Raw genomic sequence first — 17,411 nt, 5'->3', positions numbered from 1 at the left:
GGCGCACACCCCCGAGAGGGCGATTAGCTCAGTTGGTAGAGCGTCTCGTTTACACCGAGAATGTCGGCGGTTCGAGCCCGTCATCGCCCACCAGTTTCGCCGAGAAGCGCGGTTTCTGGCCGTATCGCAGAGGTATACCGACGCGGAATGAATAGCACTTGGATTTCTCTACGCCTTTGATCCTAATTTTGAGGACATCGGGCGATGATAAAGATCCTCGGCATACCGATCTGCGACGGCGGGCCTGGAACGACAGCGGCGAAATCTAGTCTCCGGCGATGAAAATGGACAAGATCCGCCGCAACCGGCTTCGAACAAGTTCATGTAAGCGAAGCTCCAGATCATTGGTCCGCGTCACGATCCGCGTCACGCCGTGACGACGTCGCCCGGACCGCCATAGGCCAGCCAGCCTCCGTCGACCGGCAGAATGGCGCCGGTGATGTAGCGGCTCTGGTCGGACAGCAGGAAGCAGGCCGCCTGGGCGATGTCCTCGACCTCACCCAGCCGCCCCATCGGCGTGCGACGGCGCAGCCGGTCGAGATCGACCTTCCCCTCCGCCGCGAGCCGCACGATCATCGGCGTATTGATATAGGTCGGCGCCAGGGCGTTGACCCGCAAGGCTGCGCCACCCCATTCGCAGGCGAGGGTGCGGGTCAGCTGCGCGATCGCGGCTTTGGCCGGGCCATAGGCGTGTCGCCTCGGAATGCCGGCGATGCCGTTCACCGACGAAATCAGGACGATCGATCCCCCGCCTGCTGCCAGCATGTGGCGGGCGGCGGTGCGCGCGACCAGAAAGCTCCCGCGCAGATTGACGTCGACGATGCGTTGCCAATCCTCGATCGCGATCTCCGTCGCGGGCGACACGATATCGCTTATGCCGGCGCTGTTGAGGACTCCGTCGAGCCCGCCGAGCCGATCGACCGCGAAGGCGACCGCATCCTCGCACTGGGCCTCGTCGATCACGTCGAGCGGTTTCACAGAGACATGCGCGTGGCCGCCCCATGCTTCTGCCAGCAAATCTGCGTCGCGGTCGGTCGCAACCACCCTGGCCCCCGCCTGCACGAAGACATCCACCGCGCCCCGACCGATGCCGCTGGCAGCGCCTGTCACGAGGATGCGCTTGCCGCGCAGCAGCGGGAGAGCGGGGTCGGAAAAAGATGAGGCGGCTTGAGGCATGAGGCGTTCCTTCACAGGCTCTGCGTGTCTGCTGGATCAGCGAAGTCAGGAAAATAGGCGACCATCATCCGCCGGCTGTAGGCGACAAGATTGTCGCATGACGCCGCCGCATCGCGCACGGGGGAATCGAAAAATGGCGTCAGGGCGCTCGCCAGTTGCGCGAAGACGCTCGCATCCGCCCCACATGGGCGCTCGCCGAGAATATAGAGTCGGTCGCCCAGCAATTTGGCGAGCGATGCATAGCCATGCCGGGCCAGTTGGGCGATGTCGTCGGATGCATGTCGACCGATGCCCTGTCCGTCCAGATAGGACAGCACCGCCCGTCGCTGCTTCTGCCGGGCCTCGTCCTGTACCTCCTCAGGCAAGGCGTCGAAGAAGTGCGCTGGCCCCTTGGCGAAATTGGCATCGATCGCCCAGCGGCTGTAGACCATCGCCCAATAGAGCTGATCCTCCACCAACCGCTCGATCGCCCACGCCTTGGCGCGCGACCGATCGTCCCAGCCCGTGTCAAGATCAACCGCATATTTCGCTTCGAGATGGAAACGGATGAAGGTGGAGTCGGCCACGACCGCGCCATCGTCCTCGATGAAGGGCAGCTTACCCTTCGGTGCGCCGGTCGGCCGGTCGATCACGCAGCGATAGGGCAGCCGCATCATCTGCAACTGCACTTCGGTCTTCATCACGAACGGCCCCGGGCTCGGCAATCCGAAGGCTGGCGCAAAGGCATGGAGCGTTATCATGCCGCCGCTCCACCAGAGCGGCTCACCAGTGGACCATCGGCAGCCCCGCGACCGGGCTGGCGAAGAAGGGGATGCTGTCGCTCCGCAGGCCGCCGAGATAGACGATCGAGAGGTCGGGGCCGCCGAAGGTCACGCTGGCGAGCCAGGGACAGATCGTGCCGCCGCACGCGATCAGCGTGTCGAAAGACACCGGGTTGCCGGACGCGAAATCGCGCTCGAAGCGGGCCGTGGCGGCGGGATCGCCGTCGGCCAGCAGTTCGATCATGTCTCCCTGAGGCGTGATGGCGATGAGCCGGTCCGCGAAGATCATGGTCGCCCATAAATTGCCATAAGCATCGAAGCTGATGCCGTCGATCACGCCGGGGCCGAGATCGGCCGGGCCGTAAATCTCGCGGTCGGTCAGCGATCCGTCGGGCTGCACGCGCAGCCGGGTGACGCATTTGCCGGTCGTCTCCGCCACATAGAGCCACTCTTCGGCGGCGTCGAAGCGGATTTCGTTGGTGAAGCGGAAGCCGTCGGCCACGATGCGCGCGCCCTTCTCGTCGAGCAATAGGATCGCGCCGTCCGCCAAAGTGGCGTTGATCGCGTCGCTCCACGGATTGATGCGGGTCGAAACGGTTATCCAGATCCGGTCGCGACTGTCGCGCAGGACGAAGTTGACCTTGCCGAGCGGCCGGCCGTCGATGCTGTCGAGCATCACCCGGGTCTCGCCCGTCCGCGTCATCCGTTCGAGCCGGTCGGTGCCGAAATTGGCGATCAGCAGATCGCCGTTCGCGGCGAAGGCGAGGCCGTTGGGCAACGTTCCCGCCAGCAGGCTGTCGGCCGCCGCCGCGTTCAGATCGAAATGGGGATCGGGCGCCTGCGCGATCAGCGTCTGCTGTCCGTCGGGATCGATGCGCATCACCCCGCCACGCGCATCGGCGGACCACAGCGTCCCGTCGCGCTCCGCCAGGATACATTCGGGTCGCTGCAAATCCTTGCCGATGCGCCCGATCGCGGCAGGATCGACCTGAAACCCGCGCAGCGGGTTGGGGCCTGGCGATGTCCGCAACAGCGTCATGCCCGGTCCATCCTTGCGAAACGATCGGCGAGCCAGTCGCCGATGAAGTTCTGCACCGGCTCCATATTGTCGGCGCCGCAATGTTCGATCCCACCTTCCTCGGGGGTGAATATCTTCAGCTCCCGATCGGGGCTGTTCACCGCCTGGTCGTAGCTGCGATGGGCATATTTGAGCGGAATCTGGCGATCGTTCGAGCCATGCGTGACGAGGAAGGGCACGCGGATATGGTCGAGATGGCCGTCGAGATTGACCTTCTCCATGAGCGCCATGAAGCTGTCCATATCGGGCTGGCCCCAGACCCACATGACATGGGACCAATAATGGGGAACCGGCATGTCGCCTTCACGTTGCAACCGCGCCTTCTGGTGGCCGCCCCAGTCATGATTGCCGCCCCACACCGCGCCGATTGCGAAGCGCGGCTCGTAGGCGAGAGCGCGGGGCGCATAATAGCCGCCCATCGACCAGCCCATCATCCCGATCCGCGTGGGATCAACGTCGTCGCGCGTCTCGAGATAGTCGACCGCCGCGCTGGCCCAGCGCTCGGTATCGTAAACCGCATGGAGATCGTGAAGGCGCAGCGCCTCGCCCACGCCAGGCTGGTCGATCATCAGACAGGCGATGCCGCGTTTGGCGAAGCGATCGCGCAGGGTCAGCAGGATCATCTCCTTGGTGCTGTCGAGCCCGTTGCAGAAGATCATGCACGGCCGTGGGCCTTCGCCATGTCCGGGCACGAAGACCGCCGACAGGGTTGCGCCCTCATAGGGAAACTCGACCCGCCGCGCGCCGATGTCGCCGGTCGCGTAGAAGCGCTCCATCGTGCGCAGCATCGTCGCGTACATCGCCTTGCGCGGGCCATAATCGCGGCTCTGCATCCGCTCGGCGGTGATGTAATAGGCCGCCGCCCGGCCATATTTCTCCGCCGCGCTCAGCATGTGGCCGGCGGCCTCGTTCTTTTCAGCACCCGACCGGACCCGGTCCGCGAGTTCGCCCCAGGAGTCGAAAAAGGCTTCGGTGCCATTGTCCTCGCCCTGCTGGGCGACAGCGCGCACCTTGTCGTTCGCCGGATCGATCTCCCCCATCACGCCCCCCATGTTGAGCGCGATGTTGACCGACAGATTCCAGACATAATTGCCGGGAAAGGGCTCGTACATGATATGTCCTTTACGAAGCTGTGGCAGCGTCCTGCTCGGCTGCGAGTAGACGGGCATAGACGCGGCGCGCACGGGTCGATGCAGCGTCGGAAGCGAGCAGGACCGGCGATCGGTCGAACAGGTCGGCGTCGCCCAGGCGGCGCTGCTGCGCCTCGATCATCGGCTTGTCCTCGGTGGTGAAGGCGTGGCGCAAGCCGGCCGCGAACAGCGCGTTATACTCCGCGTCATCGACGCGGAACTCGCGGGTGTTGAAGTAGAAATAATGGCTGGATCGGGCGGTTTCCGGCGTCACGATATGCGCCGACCAGGTATCGATCCCCTCCTCGCGCGGGCGCCCCGCCGGGGTCGCGCCGAAGCGCAGCGTCATCACGCCGCAAGGATGCCACAGCACGCTCGTCCACATATCGGTCAGCATGTCGGGATCGGGCATCTCGGCCCGGAAGAAGGGCAGCGCCACTTCGTTGCTGGCCGGCCATTCGATGAACACCGTGCCGTCCTCATGTTCCCTGATGTTCGGCCGGGCGCGGGTGACCGATCCGCCGCCCAGCGTCGTGGCGTGCAGATAGTCGGCATGGGTCAGGTCGAGAATATTGTCCTCGATCAGCTGGTGCCCGGCCGCCGTCGGCAGGAAGCCCCGGCTGTAGGCGGTGTCCGGCGCGCGATCGGCAAAGGCGAGATCGGGAATGGCGGCCGGGTCGGCGCGATCGGCGTCTCCCATCCAGATCCACAGGATCTTGTACTTTTCGACCACCGGGAAAGCCCGCACCGAAAGCGCGGAGACGATCGGGCCATGGGGATTTTGCAGGCATCGCCCTGCCCCGTCGAAAGCGATGCCGTGATAGCCGCACCGCACGCCTCCCGGAACGCGCTGCCCCATGCTGAGCGGCGCATAGCGATGTGGGCAACGATCGAGGATCGCCTGCGGCATCCCCTGGTCGTCGCGCCAGAACAGGATCGGCTCGTCGGCGATGGTGCGCGGCGACAGGCCATCGGCAGGCAGATCATCGGCCCACCATGCCGCATACCATGATTGTTTGAGGAACATCCCTGCCTCCTATTGCTCGATGATCGCGACGGCGCGTGTCCAGCCGGCCGACGCCGCGCGGATCTTCACCGGGAAGCAGGCGACCGTGAAACCTGTCGCCGGCAGCGCTTCCAGATTGTGCAGCTTTTCAAGGTGGCAATAGCCGATGTCCCGCCCGGCCTTATGCCCTTCCCAGATCAGCGCGGCATTGCCGGTGGCAAGGTAGCGCTCGCGCGTGTGGACGAAAGGCGCGTCCCAGCTCCAACCGTCCGTGCCGGTCAGGCGGACACCGCGCTCGAGCAGGTACATGGTCGCTTCATAGCCCATGCCGCAGCCAGCGCTGACATAGTCGTCCTGGCCATAGCGCTGCCCCGCGCTGGTGTTGACGAGGACGATCTCCAGCGGGGAAAGGCTGTGACCGATGCGCGCCAGCTCCGTCTCGACATCGGCAGCGCTAGCGACATAGCCGTCCGCGAAATGCCGAAAGTCGAGTTTGACGCCTGGTTGGAAGCACCAATCGAGCGGCACTTCGTCGATGGTGATCGCGCGATCGCCCCGATCCATCGTCGAGGCGAAATGATAGGGTGCGTCCAGGTGCGTGCCATTGTGGGTAATCAGTTCGACCCGCTCGATCGCCCAAGCCTCGCCGTCGGGGAGGTCGTCCTGCTGTAGCCCCGGAAAGAAACCCGCCAGTTCGGGCACGGACATCGCATGGTCGATATAGTCGATCTTCGGACGAAATGGCGGCGGGTCCGACACCACGTCATTTTCCAGATAGATGGACAGATCGATGATCGTTCGGGCCATGTCAGATCGCCGTCCGATCGCCGCCCTTGAGACCGAGCATGGCGCGCGCTTCTGCCGGCGTGGCCGGTTCATGGCCCATTTCGGCAAGAATGCGCCTGGCCTTTTCGACCTGCTGAGCGTTCGACGTCGCCAGCTTGCGCGGTTCGATGAACAGACTGTCTTCGAGGCCGACGCGGACATGCCCGCCCATCAGCGCCGCCTGCGTCATGAACGGCATCTGGTGCCGGCCGGCGGCGAGCACCGACCATTGGAAGCTGTCCTTGCCGAACAGCCGGTCGGCGGTCTGCTTCATGAACATCAGATTGTCGAGATCGGCGCCGATGCCGCCGAGAATGCCGAAGATCATCTGGACGAAGAAGGGCGGCTTCACCAGGCCGCGGTCAAGGAAATGGGCGAGATTGTAGAGGTGGCCGACGTCATAGCATTCATGCTCGAACTTCGTGCCCGCCTCGCCCAGCGACTGGAGGATATAGGCGATGTCGCGAAAGGTGTTGCGGAAGATGAAGTCATCCGAATTGACGACATAATCGCGCTCCCAATCCTGTTTCCATTCGCTGATCCGCCGCGCGGCCGGGAAGATCGCGAAGTTCATGCTGCCCATGTTGAGCGAGCACATTTCGGGCTTGAACCGTGTCGCAGCGGACAGGCGATCCTGCACCGTCATCGCCGGGCTGCCGCCGGTGGTGATGTTGATTACCGCATCGGTGCGTTGCTTGATGACGGGCAGGAAGCGCGCGAAAATATCGGGATCGCCGGTGGGTGCGCCGGTTTCGGGCACGCGCGCATGGAGGTGGACGATCGCGGCCCCGGCTTCGGCCGCAGCGATCGACTCTTCGGCGATATGTTCGGGCGTCAGCGGCAACGCATCGGACATTGTGGGGATGTGCATCGCGCCGGTCACGGCGCAGCTGATGATGACCTTGCTCATGATGCCGCCTGTTCGTCGCTTATCATCTTGCGCAGGACGCGGCGCGCGCGGATCGCGCCCGCGTCGCAGGCGAGGATGGCGGGCCGGAGATCCCAGAAATCCTCGCCATCCATGCTTTGGGCGACGGCCTCTATCATCGGCTTGTCCTGATGTTCGAAGGCATAGCGCAGCCCCTGTTCGAGCGCGGCGTGGAGTTCGGCGTCGTCGCGCCGAAAGTCGCGGGCGTTCGACCAGAAATAATGGGTGGTCGTCTTGGTCTCCGGCGTCATGAGATGGACGCCCGGAGTTTCCCTGCCGACACGCTCGGGCGAGCCGGCGGGTGTCACCCCGACGGTCAGCTGCATGTTCGCGGGCGCTGTCCATAGGACGTCGAGCCAGCGATCGACCGGCTGGCCGCCGCTTTCGAACAGCGCATCCAGCGCGGGCGGGAGAATCTCGTTGCGAACCAGCCGGTTGGAGATGACGGTCTTGCCGTTCTGACGAACCTCGGTCTCGCCGCGGCGGACCGCCTCGCTGCCGAGAAGCCCTTCGTGCAGGAACTCGATATGGCCGAGGTCCAGGATATTGTCGGTCATCAGCTCATAATTGGCGGGCGTGTGCATATAGCCGCGATTGATCGCGTAGCGATCAGGATCGAGGCCGACCAAGTCGGGGATTTCCGCCGGGTCGGCGCGATCGGGATCGCCCATCCAGATCCACAGCAGCATATGCTTGAGCGCCAGCGGATAGGATTGCACCCGCGCGCCGGCCGGGATCGTCCCGTCGCCATGCGGATTGTGCAGGCAGCCGCCGTCGAGACCGAAGCGCAGCCCGTGATAGGCGCATGTGATCGTGTCGCCATCCCGCTTGCCCAGATGGAGCGGCGCGAAGCGGTGCGGGCAACGGTTGCGCAGCGCATGCACTGCGCCGCCCTTGTCACGGACGAGGAGGATATCCTCGTTCAGAACCCGGCGGCGGAGGCTCCCTTCGGCGGGAACCTCGTCATCCCAGGCGATCACGTACCAGCAATTGCGGAGATAGGGCATCAGAAGTCTTCCAGCAGGGCTACGGTGGCATGATGCAGCACTTCGCCAGGCCGCGCTTCGGGATTGTGGATGCCCTTCCAGCTTTCCATTTCCCATTGCGCGATCTGGTCCGAACTCTCGACGACGAAGCGGGCGCGGTCAAAACGGCGGGCCATGAATTCGGCCATCAGAGCGTCGAAGTCAGCCTCGCGGCGACCAAGCAATTCGCCGAGCAGCACCGCATCCTCGATCGCCATCGCAGCGCCCTGCGCGAGGTGCGGCGTCGTTGCATGGGCGGCATCGCCGATAATCAGCACCCGGCCCTTGTTCCAGGGCGCGGGCAGCAGGAGATTCTCCATCGGCTTGTAGACCACCCCGGCGGGATCGACGATCTGCTCGCCCAGCTGCGCGATGAAACCGCTGAAGCCGGTCAGCCGTTCGCGCATCAGATCCGCCAATCGGTCTTGCGGCATCCAGGGATTGCCGGGCTCGGCGGAGACCAGAAACATATACATGAGGTCGTGCCGCATCGGCGTCAGCCCGACCTTGCTGTTCGGGCCGGCATGAATCTCGCCCCACACCAGTTCCTTGGGACGCGGGAAATTGTAGCGCCACACGGCCTGGCCGGTGAACTGCGGGGTTACGGCGTCCCCGAAGATGCGCCGACGCATGTCCGAATAGAGGCCGTCGCACCCGATGACGAGGTCGTAGCTGTCGGCCGTCCCGTCGCTCAGCGAAACATCGACCCGATCGCCGCGATCCTCGATCGTCTCGACCTTGACGCCCAGGCGGACGGAAACGCCGTGCGCATAGGCGGCTTCGCTCAGCACCCGCTGCAGATCGGGTCGGGTGATGCCGTTATTGGGCGGAAAATCGGGCGCGGCCCTGGTCTCATTGGGCGCGTCCATGATAAAGTTTCCGGCCGCATCATGGATCCGCCAACCCGGAAAGGGCGCGCCGAGATCAACGCAGCGGCGCGCGAGGCCGATCCGGTCGAGCGCCCGCAGCGTGTTGTTGGGCTGGATAATGCCCACGCCATAGACGCTGAAGGCCGGGTTGATCTCCACTAGGTCCACAGCGATGCCGGCCTGCCGCAGCGCGACCCCGGCCGTCAGCCCGCCGATCCCGCCGCCGACGACGAGCGCGCGTTCGATCGCGGCCATCAGTGCTTCCCCTCGTGCGGCGGCAGAACCTCGATCGGGTCGGTCATATAGTCGATCTTCCAGCGTGGCGGCTGCCGCAGGAATGGCGGCAGGTTGTGAACGAAATGGGCATAGGCGAAGAGCGGCTCGGGCCAGCGGCGCGGCACCCAGCCATCGTCGACGCAATCGGAGTCCGCGCCATATTCGGCCTCGCCGCCGGCCGGGCAGGGAAGATAGTAGAATAGCGCGGAATCGATGCGGTGGCGGCCCAGCCCGGCATGCGACGGCTCCCAGCCGCGCCGGTCCATATGGTTGGCGCCGATCATGATCTCATCGAGATCCTCGACGGCGAAATTGGCGTGATGGAAGCGCAGCTTGCCGTCCATGCCGGGGAGCGGCGCTGTGGCATTGAGCAGCAGGAAATTATGATGGTTGTTGCTGCCGTCGGCGCGCAGATACATGCCAAAGCCGACCTGTTCGTCGGACAGGCGAAACCCAAGCCGATCGCGCATGAAGGCGGTTCCGCTCTCGAAATCCGGCACCGCGAAGACGACGTGGCTCAGCCCCTTGGGATAAGCGCGCGTGCGCCAGCGGCGGGGTCGGTTCAATCGTTCCGTTCGGCCCGGCGCATTGGCGGGTTCGGGCGCGCAGAGGACGGGGCGCTTGCGGAAGAGCCGCAGGCCCATGGGTATGCCGAAGCCCGCCTGGAAATGGACCGTGCCGTCGTCGGACCGGCGAACGTCGCAATCCCGCGACAGATCGGCGGCGAGCGCGTCGAGCGCCTGTTCGCTGTCGACACCCCAGATCACCTGCCGCACGCCGGCCCCCTCGATCGGGGAGGGCGGGAGGTCGGGATCGGCGAGCGACCGGATCACCACCGCCGATCCCTCGGGCAGCCGGAAGCGCGCTTCGGCCTCTGTCGCATGTTCGATGGCGAGGCCGAAATCCTCGAAGAAGCGGCGGGACAGCGCAACGTCATCGACGCCATAGATGAGGGTTTCGATACCTAAGATTGCCACGATCGTGATCCTGTCCTTGGGGTGGCCGGGCGCAGGTCGCTGGTCTTGCCAGCCGCGCCCGGCGGAGTTGGGCGGTCTCGCGTCCTAAAAGCGGTATCCGAGCGTCGCCCCGAAGGTCCGCGGCGGTTGCACGAAGCCGACTATCGGCGATCCGAGCAGCGCGGTGGCGACCTGGCCCGACGCCAGGATCGTCTTGTTGGCGATGTTCTTGATGTAAAGCGACAGTCGCCAATGCGCGCCATCGTCATAGGTGGCGTAGGCGTTTTGCAGGCTGTAGCTCGGCTGCGACACCTCCTTGCGGTTGAACGGGGAGAAATAGACCCGGTCGGACCAATTGCTTTCGCCCCGCAGCGTCAGCGTTCCCCTGTCCAGATGCACGACATAATCGGCCGCGAGACTGACGGTGTAATCGGGCGACTGCGGCAGCGTCTTTCCGCTCAGATCGAAGGCGGGAAGGCCGGACGCCGGATCGATCGTCGATCCGTCGCCCGCCGGTCGGGCCTGGTCGGCGGTGACATAGTCGCGGAATCGCGCGTGGAGCCAGGAGGCGTTCGCGCTCAAGGTGAGATCGGGCGTCGGCTTCGCGACGAACTCGCCTTCGAGACCATAGATGCGGGCGGTCGCGGCATTTTCCAGAACGACCAGTTGCCCCTGGACCTTGCCGACCTGGAGATCCTTGTAATTATAGTAGAAGCCGGCGATGTTGGCGCGGAACATCCCGTCCGAGGAGGTCGCCTTGACGCCAAGCTCATAGGCGTCGACCTTCTCCGGCTTCAGCGGCGGACCGGCCGAACCGAGATTGTAGGTGCCCGACTTGAAGCCCTTCGAGAAGGACGCATAGGCCAGAGCACGCGGGCCGAGATCGACATCTATCCCGACCTTCGGCGTGAAGGACTTGAAGCTCTCGTCATCGATGTGCCTGGGCGTCAGCGGGACGTTGGTCGGCGAATAGGGCCGCGCGAAATCGAAGTCGGACTGATCGTTGACGCTCTTGCGCTCCCAACTGTAGCGACCGCCCAGGGTGAGCCGCACCCTATCGCTGATGCTGTAGGTATCCTGCGCGTAGATCGCCGCCGCGTCGGTCTTCATGCGCCCGCCGGCGTAAAAGCCCTGGACGAAGAAGTCCGGGCCGCCGACCGACAACAGGTTGAGCGGCGCGCTGATCGAACCGTCGATCTTCTCGTGCAGATAGAAGAGGCCCGCGACGAACTTGTTGCTGTCGCTGTCGATATTGAGCTGGAATTCCTGCGTGAACTGATCGGATTTCTCGGTGACCGTGACCGGGAACAGGTCGATGGCGAGCGGACTGATGTCGCTTTCCACCTGATAGTCGCTGCGGCGGTAGGCCGAGAGCGACCGCAGCGTCATGCTGTCGGAAAGATCATAGCTGATGTCGATCCGGCCGCCGTAGAAGTCGGCCCGTGCGCGGGGATCCTGCGCGCTTGCGATGTCGCGCTTGCTGGCCGGGGCGAAGCCGCCCAGCAATATGCTCGTCGGCGTGATCGGGGCACCGGCGGCCGTCACCCCGCCCGCCCCGAAATAATGATAAGTGTTGGAGCGATCGCGCGATCGATAATAGTCCCCCCCGATCAGGATCGTCAGGCGATCGTCAGGCGTAAACAGCAGCTGCGCGCGGACGGCCTGCGAACTTTTGGTGTCGATGTCGGTGCCGGTGACCAGATTCTTGCCATAGCCGTTATGGTGCTGGACCTGCCCCGAGAGCCTGGCGGAGACCGTCTCCGACAGCGGCGTATTGACGAAGGCGTCGGCATTGATCGTCTCGCGATTGCCGACCGTGAGGTTCGCCCCGGCGCCGAAGCCATCGTCCGGACGGTTGGTCAGGATGTTGACCGATCCGCCGGTCGCGTTGCGGCCATAGAGCGTGCCCTGCGGCCCGCGCAGCACCTCGACCCTCTCCACGTCGTAGAAGGATGCAAGGGCGGCCGCCGAGCGCGAATAGAAGATGCCGTCCTGGTTGAACGCGACGCTGCTTTCCGCGCCGGTCGAGATATTGTCCACGCCAATGCCGCGCAGCGTGAGCCGCGCCTGGCCAACCTGTTCCGACACGTTGAGGCCGGGAACGGTCTGGCCCAGCGCCGTCAGGGTGGTGGCGCCGCGCTGCTGCAAGGCGTCGCCGCCGATCGCGGAGACGGCCAGCGGGATCTTCTGGACCGATTCCGATCGCTTCTGCGCGGTGACGATGATCTCGCCGGTGGTGTCGACGACAGCGTCGCCCGACGATGTCTGCGCGCCCGCCGCGCTTGCCAGACAGAGCGCGATGCTCGCCATTGCCGCGCCACGATAGATCCGTGCCGTCTTCATACTTCCCCTCCTCGTGACGCCTGATGCGTCTTCGATGCGGAAAGTGGACGGAAACCGGACGGCTGGGAAATCACATCGGGAGATAGGAACTACAAGCCATGCTTGTGAATCAAGCGCTGCCGGATTCCAGGTCCGCTACCGCTGCGTGAAAAATTTCGCGCAGATATTGATGTGCCGGATCCTGCTCCGACCGCTCGTGCCACATCAGGATTTCCTGGAGCTTCGGTATCTTCAGCGGGCATTCGCAAATGGCCAGGCCCAGGCGCGGCGCGAGCGTGCGCGCCAGTCGCCGCTGGGTCGTCGCGATCAACGGCGTGCCCGGCAGCATGAAGATCAGCGCCGAGAAATTGGGCGCTTTCACCGCCACGTCGAACTCATAGCCCGATGTCGACCATGCGGTTTCGACGATCGTCGCGACCCCCTGCCCGAACGCGACAGAGTTGTGCCGGAGGCGCCGATAGGTGGCCAGCGAGATTCCCTGCGATGCGTCGACCTTGGCGGGATCGACCACGCAGACGAAATCGTCCTGGAACATCGGGGTCGATCGGATGCGCTTGCCGGGCCGATGGCTGCCATACAGCCTGATGTCATGCGCGGTGAGGCAGAAATCGAGATCACCCATCGCCAGCCGTTCGAAGCTGTTCTGCGTCATCTGCTCGACGACGCAGTGCATGTGCGGAGCCCGGGTGGACAGCAACCTCAAAAAGCGCGGCAGCAGAACCGCCAGCGTATAGTCGGAAATGGCGATCCGGCAGGTCGCAAGGCTGGTTTTGGGATCGAAGGCGGGCCGCGTATCGAGCGCGGACTGGGCCGCCAGCAACGCCTCCCGCACCGGATTGATGAGCGACCTGCCGAGCGGCGTCGGCTCCAGATGGCGGCCGACCCGCGTCAGCAATTCGTCGGAGAAATGCCGCCGCAAGCGTTGCAACGCGCCACTCGCCGCCTGCTGGGTGACGAACAACCGTTCGGCCGCGCGGGTGACATTGCGTTCTTCGAGCAGGACATCGAGCGCGCGCAGCAGATTAAGATCGAACCGGCTGAGGTTCACTAGATAATCTCCTCAACATCGAGCTGAACCGCCCCACGTTTGCCGGAGGCTATTTGGTTTAAGTTAGGCCGCCACAGGTTGATCGTCCAGCATAGCGTAATATCGTTCTTCGGCTTCAGCAGGCGGGATATTGCCGATGGGTTCGAGCCCGTCATCGACCACCAGTTTCGCTAAAGTAGAAGCCGTTCGGTGGCGGCATCCAGCGAAATAAGCGCTAGCGCGCCCCTCAGCCCATAGCTCGCAGGGGGATCAGCTTTCGTTCAGGCAAGCAATGCCGCCGGTTCAGAAGCCGATCCGTTCGCCTTTTTCCCGCCAGTTCGTCTCAGCCCGCAAGCGGTCTAGCAAATCTTGTGCATTGACCGTAGGCGCGTGACGCAATTGCTTTCTTACCGCGGCAAAATCGCCCGGTGTCAGCGTGGCCAGCGTCCTGATCCCCGGTGGCGGGCGCATCCCGAAGAAACGCTCGAACGCCTGCGCCACCCTCTCCGGCCCCAGTGGCGCCAAATCAATCTTGAACTCGAAGCGCCGCAACGCCGCCGGGTCCAGTCGGCCGGCATGATTGGTCGCTGCAATCACCGGCAGCGGATGGTTGTCGAGCCAAGTCAGCATTTCATTGACCTGGCCGGCTTCCCAGCTTTGGCGCGCACTGGTGCGATCAAACAGCAGCGAGTCCGCTTCGTCGAACAGCAGCGCATGGCCCCGTTCACGGGCGTCCGCAAAGGCTTCCGCGATCGCCCGTTCGGTGCCACCGACCCAATGGGAGAGCAGATCGGACGCGCGCCGCACCACCAGCGGCCGGTCCATCGCGCGGGCGAGATGATGCGCCAGAGCCGTCTTGCCGGTGCCCGGCGGTCCCGTCAGCAGCAGCGAGACGTCTGCCGCGCCTTGCCCCGCCAGTTGCGCCATCAACGGCGCCAGCGGCCGATCCGCCTCGAACAGGTCGAGGTCGAGCGCGCCGCCCACCATTGGGGGCAGTTCCGATCCCCGCAACGCCTTGACCAGCGCCATCGCCGGGCGCGCGCCGCCGTCCGGTTCCTCAGCCAACCGCGCCGAGCGCATCGCGACGCGCAGCACTGTTGCCACCTCAGGCGCCCGGTCGAGCAGCGTTGTGAGGTCGTCATGCGACGCGACCGCCTCCTCCCGCGCGACCCGATCCAGCATGCGCCGGGCAGCTTTTGGCGAAGGCAGGTCGAGCTTCAATACAAAGCTCATCCGCCGCAGAATCGCATCATCGACATTGCCGATCGTGTTGGTGGTCCAGATGACGGGCACAGCATTGGTTTCCAGCAGCCGGTTGACGAACACCTTGCTGCCCTGCCGACCACTGACCCAGTCGCCAGCCGACGGCCGGGCGTCGCCGATCAGATCCTCCATCTCGTCGAACAACAGAACCGCGCCGCCTGCCGGCGCGACCATGCGCTGCGCGAGTTGCAGCGCGCAGACGCGGTCCCAGCGGCTGGGCTCGTCACCATCGTCATCCGCCTCGCCCACGCCATGCAGAGCAAGCCCGGCCGACGCAGCAAGGGTGCGGGCCAGCTCGGTCTTGCCGGTTCCGGGCGGACCGTGGATCAAGATATTGACTCCCTTGGCGCGCTCGCCCGCCGCGCCCATGAGCATGCGGACGAGAAAGTCCGCGTCCCCGACATGAGCGAAGTCGTCGAGCGAAAGCCGCGCCACCTGGTGCGCACCGACCAACGTCGCGACGATCGACTCGCGCTCCGCCGAAGCCCGATCCAGCAACCGTTCCAGCGGCCAGCGGATATCCACCTCCACCACGCCCTGCCGGTTCACGCGAAAGGTGACGAGGCCAAGGCGCAGCGCTGCACTCCGCCGGACCGCGCGGTCCGCCTCCAGGGTGCTGGCGCCCGCCATCTCGCCCAGCAAGCCAGGCAGGTCGCGGCCATGCTCGCTCCACAGCCGGGCCAGCGCCGCCACGCGCGGCAAACGGTCGACTGCTACCAGCATCCGCAGCAGGGCCGCATCGAACGCTTCGAGCGTCAGCGACTGAGCCAGCACGTCCGTCACCGCCAGCATATGCGGCGTCGGCCCCATATCCGGCGCGCGCGCCAGCACCTCGCACGCGGCATTCCAGTCGCGTGCGTCGGTCAGGCCCAGCCAGTCGGCATGGGTATCGGCCCAATTATCAAGGGCACGGCCCAGGCGAGCGTCGCCTTCCGCGCCGATCCGGAGCGCCAGGCTCCGGACGATCGTCCATTCGTCCATATATCATCCGTCCGCGCGAACGGCACGCGCCTGCATCGCCAGCAGGCGCGCGACGGTCGCATCTGTCCATATAGTTTTGGCTACGGGCGGCAGATCCGCATCACGCCCGCTGGATCGCCTCAGTCGATCGAGACGCCTAGGGCAGCGAACGGATGCTGCCGGCCCTGCCCATCAAAGGCATGAGGTCCAGCAATCCATCTACTCCAGTTCATGCGAGCGGAAGCGCTCGCGACCGGTGCGCCCCTTACAACAAGTGCAACGGCCGCGCAACGGCTTCACCGCAAGGTCATCAGGTGCGTACCCCCCGGCTGCTGCTCGAACGCGGGCCGCTGGTCCAGAAAGCGCGCAATTACATCGGCGGCGGTCAGGCTGTGCTGGCTGGGCTTCACGGTCGTGAAGCTGCCACCGCCCGCCAGCGCGAAGGGCAGCAGCAACTGGTCGGCCAGGTAGGGACCGGCAAAGGCGTCGCTTTCCAGATAGCCGCGCATCCGGCCGATCGCCCGCTTCGCGACCTGCTCGGCGGTGACGCCCAGCTGGCCGAAGCCGCTCACGATCTCCGTCACATGCTCGAACGCCGCCTCCAGCAGCAGGACATTGCCCGGCCCCTGATCGGCGGGCAGTTCACGGACATAGGCTTCCCGTTCGGACCAGTTCAGCTCCTTGCGCACCTTCCCAATCTCCCGCTCCGCGATGGCGAAGGGCAGTCCGGCGACCAGTGCCGCAGCGCCGACGCTGATCGCCGCGCCGCGCCCGACGCAATGGATCGGCCGCAAGGGCGCTGGCGTGATATCCACCTCGATCCGGCCGCCACCGCGCGGATAGAAGCCATGTCGCACCAGCCGTGCCGAGACAGTCGGCCCCATGCGGTTGATGACCGGCAGGAAGCTTTTCGCGATGAAGTCGAACGGCGGGGCCTGCATATTATGCGTGCCGCCCTCCAGCACCAGCCGCGAAGGTTTGTCCGCCAGCAGCAAGGGCATCAGCACGGTCTGGAGCACAAGGCCCGTCGACCCGGCTGTACCGACGGCGAAACTATAGTCTCCCGGCACGACCTTGCCGGGCCGGAAGCTCAGCGCCGACGACCCCACCAGCAGCCCTTCGCACGACGCATTGCCGATGACGCAGGCCGCTTCAATTGCGGTCACATGCTGGCGCATCAGGCCGGGCTTGGACCGCTTCGCGCGGACATTCTCAATGCGCACGGGGGTGCCGGTGACGAGCGACAGCGCACATGCGTTGCGCACCACCTGCCCCCCACCCTCGCCTTCCGATCCGTCGATGATGATCATGTTTCTTCGATCCAATGGGTAGTCTGAGGAACCGGGATGAACATGCGCGGAGTCCAACAATCCGTTTTGAGGGTGCCGATTTCTGCACCGCATCGGCATAGCTGGTTTGGACCATCTGTCCCGTCCAGACCGCAACAGCCATTGAGACGCTTATGATTTTTGGTCAATCGAACCTGATCGGTCAGGTCATCCGGATTCAACCAGTATTGCGGCAAAAACTCCAGCAATCCCGGTTCATCTGTGAACGAATGCTCAATCGGCTCATAGGATTTGAAGGCATTGCCTTGAGGCATGATAGGCTGACGATCTTCAAATTCCGGGGCCTCGACCGACGGGTTCTTACCCGACAGAATATTGAGCTGTTTCGACAATGCCGTTCCGCATGCGATGCATACGAGCGTCTTCATACCATTTCCTGTCTAGATCGAGCGACGGCCGCTTGCGGGACGGCGAAACGGGCTGGCATGCACTCCGCCTG

At 64.7% G+C, this 17,411-nt stretch carries 15 protein-coding genes and 1 tRNA gene; 1 reads left to right on the top strand and 15 read right to left on the bottom strand.

The features are described 5' to 3' along the window. The first annotated feature begins 17 nt into the window (after positions 1 to 17). Positions 18 to 93: transfer RNA gene (locus V2B31_RS14600), tRNA-Val, on the top strand. Between the two features lie 273 nt (positions 94 to 366). Here the strand turns inward: V2B31_RS14600 and V2B31_RS14595 are convergent. From V2B31_RS14595 to V2B31_RS14525, 15 genes are all read right to left on the bottom strand, one after another. After that, positions 367 to 1,176, bottom strand: coding sequence for an SDR family NAD(P)-dependent oxidoreductase (locus V2B31_RS14595; protein WP_328279744.1), 810 nt, complete (start codon positions 1,174 to 1,176; stop codon positions 367 to 369). Between the two features lie 11 nt (positions 1,177 to 1,187). Then, positions 1,188 to 1,916, bottom strand: coding sequence for a glutathione S-transferase family protein (locus tag V2B31_RS14590; protein ID WP_328279742.1), 729 nt, complete (start codon positions 1,914 to 1,916; stop codon positions 1,188 to 1,190). Positions 1,917 to 1,938: 22 nt separating this feature from the next. Further along, on the bottom strand, positions 1,939 to 2,976 hold the full coding sequence (locus V2B31_RS14585) for an SMP-30/gluconolactonase/LRE family protein (RefSeq protein ID WP_328279740.1): 1,038 nt from the start codon (positions 2,974 to 2,976) through the stop codon (positions 1,939 to 1,941). Continuing rightward, the gene (locus V2B31_RS14580) at positions 2,973 to 4,127 is read right to left on the bottom strand and encodes an alpha/beta hydrolase family protein (RefSeq protein WP_328279738.1); all 1,155 of its coding nucleotides are present in this window, start codon (positions 4,125 to 4,127) and stop codon (positions 2,973 to 2,975) included. The genes V2B31_RS14585 and V2B31_RS14580 overlap by 4 nt, the downstream gene beginning before the upstream one ends. Before the next feature lie 10 nt (positions 4,128 to 4,137). Further along, on the bottom strand, positions 4,138 to 5,172 hold the full coding sequence (locus V2B31_RS14575) for an aromatic ring-hydroxylating dioxygenase subunit alpha (protein ID WP_328279736.1): 1,035 nt from the start codon (positions 5,170 to 5,172) through the stop codon (positions 4,138 to 4,140). Positions 5,173 to 5,181: 9 nt separating this feature from the next. After that, positions 5,182 to 5,958, bottom strand: a complete 777-nt coding sequence (locus V2B31_RS14570; RefSeq protein WP_328279734.1) for a cyclase family protein — start codon at positions 5,956 to 5,958, stop codon at positions 5,182 to 5,184. 1 nt (position 5,959) lies between these two features. Further along, positions 5,960 to 6,886 (bottom strand): 3-keto-5-aminohexanoate cleavage protein, encoded by a 927-nt coding sequence (locus V2B31_RS14565; RefSeq protein WP_328279732.1) that lies wholly within the window; start codon positions 6,884 to 6,886, stop codon positions 5,960 to 5,962. Beyond that, entirely contained in the window at positions 6,883 to 7,911 is a 1,029-nt protein-coding gene (locus V2B31_RS14560; protein WP_328279730.1) for an aromatic ring-hydroxylating dioxygenase subunit alpha, read from the bottom strand. The genes V2B31_RS14565 and V2B31_RS14560 overlap by 4 nt, the downstream gene beginning before the upstream one ends. Then, a complete protein-coding gene (locus V2B31_RS14555; protein WP_328279728.1) occupies positions 7,911 to 9,053 on the bottom strand; it encodes an FAD-dependent oxidoreductase in 1,143 nt (380 codons plus the stop codon). The genes V2B31_RS14560 and V2B31_RS14555 overlap by 1 nt, the downstream gene beginning before the upstream one ends. Further along, positions 9,053 to 10,051 carry a VOC family protein gene (locus tag V2B31_RS14550; RefSeq protein WP_328279726.1) on the bottom strand — a complete coding sequence of 333 codons (999 nt, stop codon included), beginning with the start codon at positions 10,049 to 10,051 and terminating at the stop codon, positions 9,053 to 9,055. The genes V2B31_RS14555 and V2B31_RS14550 overlap by 1 nt, the downstream gene beginning before the upstream one ends. 84 nt (positions 10,052 to 10,135) lie before the next feature. Next, the gene (locus V2B31_RS14545) at positions 10,136 to 12,373 is read right to left on the bottom strand and encodes a TonB-dependent receptor (RefSeq protein ID WP_328279724.1); all 2,238 of its coding nucleotides are present in this window, start codon (positions 12,371 to 12,373) and stop codon (positions 10,136 to 10,138) included. A 109-nt stretch (positions 12,374 to 12,482) separates the two neighbouring features. Next, entirely contained in the window at positions 12,483 to 13,421 is a 939-nt protein-coding gene (locus V2B31_RS14540) for a LysR family transcriptional regulator (protein ID WP_328279722.1), read from the bottom strand. Positions 13,422 to 13,703: 282 nt separating this feature from the next. Continuing rightward, positions 13,704 to 15,644 (bottom strand): AAA family ATPase, encoded by a 1,941-nt coding sequence (locus V2B31_RS14535; protein ID WP_328279720.1) that lies wholly within the window; start codon positions 15,642 to 15,644, stop codon positions 13,704 to 13,706. A gap of 275 nt (positions 15,645 to 15,919) precedes the next feature. Beyond that, positions 15,920 to 16,933, bottom strand: a complete 1,014-nt coding sequence (rtcA, locus tag V2B31_RS14530) for an RNA 3'-terminal phosphate cyclase (RefSeq protein ID WP_328279719.1) — start codon at positions 16,931 to 16,933, stop codon at positions 15,920 to 15,922. Beyond that, positions 16,930 to 17,340 (bottom strand): hypothetical protein, encoded by a 411-nt coding sequence (locus V2B31_RS14525; RefSeq protein WP_328279718.1) that lies wholly within the window; start codon positions 17,338 to 17,340, stop codon positions 16,930 to 16,932. Before V2B31_RS14525 ends, rtcA begins: the two co-directional genes overlap by 4 nt. Between the last annotated feature and the right edge of the window lie 71 nt (positions 17,341 to 17,411).

This window comes from Sphingobium sp., assembly GCF_036170395.1.
In the GTDB taxonomy this organism is placed as follows: domain Bacteria; phylum Pseudomonadota; class Alphaproteobacteria; order Sphingomonadales; family Sphingomonadaceae; genus Sphingobium.
Note: the sequence above shows the minus strand (reverse complement) of the source record. Positions and strands in the feature narration are given on the sequence as shown.

Coding starts and splice junctions, on each gene's coding strand:
- V2B31_RS14595 (WP_328279744.1), bottom strand. CDS start 1,176: ATGCCTCAAGCCGCCTCATCTTTTTCCGACCCCGCTCTCCCGCTGCTG.
- V2B31_RS14590 (WP_328279742.1), bottom strand. CDS start 1,916: ATGATAACGCTCCATGCCTTTGCGCCAGCCTTCGGATTGCCGAGCCCG.
- V2B31_RS14585 (WP_328279740.1), bottom strand. CDS start 2,976: ATGACGCTGTTGCGGACATCGCCAGGCCCCAACCCGCTGCGCGGGTTT.
- V2B31_RS14580 (WP_328279738.1), bottom strand. CDS start 4,127: ATGTACGAGCCCTTTCCCGGCAATTATGTCTGGAATCTGTCGGTCAAC.
- V2B31_RS14575 (WP_328279736.1), bottom strand. CDS start 5,172: ATGTTCCTCAAACAATCATGGTATGCGGCATGGTGGGCCGATGATCTG.
- V2B31_RS14570 (WP_328279734.1), bottom strand. CDS start 5,958: ATGGCCCGAACGATCATCGATCTGTCCATCTATCTGGAAAATGACGTG.
- V2B31_RS14565 (WP_328279732.1), bottom strand. CDS start 6,886: ATGAGCAAGGTCATCATCAGCTGCGCCGTGACCGGCGCGATGCACATC.
- V2B31_RS14560 (WP_328279730.1), bottom strand. CDS start 7,911: ATGCCCTATCTCCGCAATTGCTGGTACGTGATCGCCTGGGATGACGAG.
- V2B31_RS14555 (WP_328279728.1), bottom strand. CDS start 9,053: ATGGCCGCGATCGAACGCGCGCTCGTCGTCGGCGGCGGGATCGGCGGG.
- V2B31_RS14545 (WP_328279724.1), bottom strand. CDS start 12,373: ATGAAGACGGCACGGATCTATCGTGGCGCGGCAATGGCGAGCATCGCG.
- V2B31_RS14535 (WP_328279720.1), bottom strand. CDS start 15,644: ATGGACGAATGGACGATCGTCCGGAGCCTGGCGCTCCGGATCGGCGCG.
- rtcA (WP_328279719.1), bottom strand. CDS start 16,933: ATGATCATCATCGACGGATCGGAAGGCGAGGGTGGGGGGCAGGTGGTG.
- V2B31_RS14525 (WP_328279718.1), bottom strand. CDS start 17,340: ATGAAGACGCTCGTATGCATCGCATGCGGAACGGCATTGTCGAAACAG.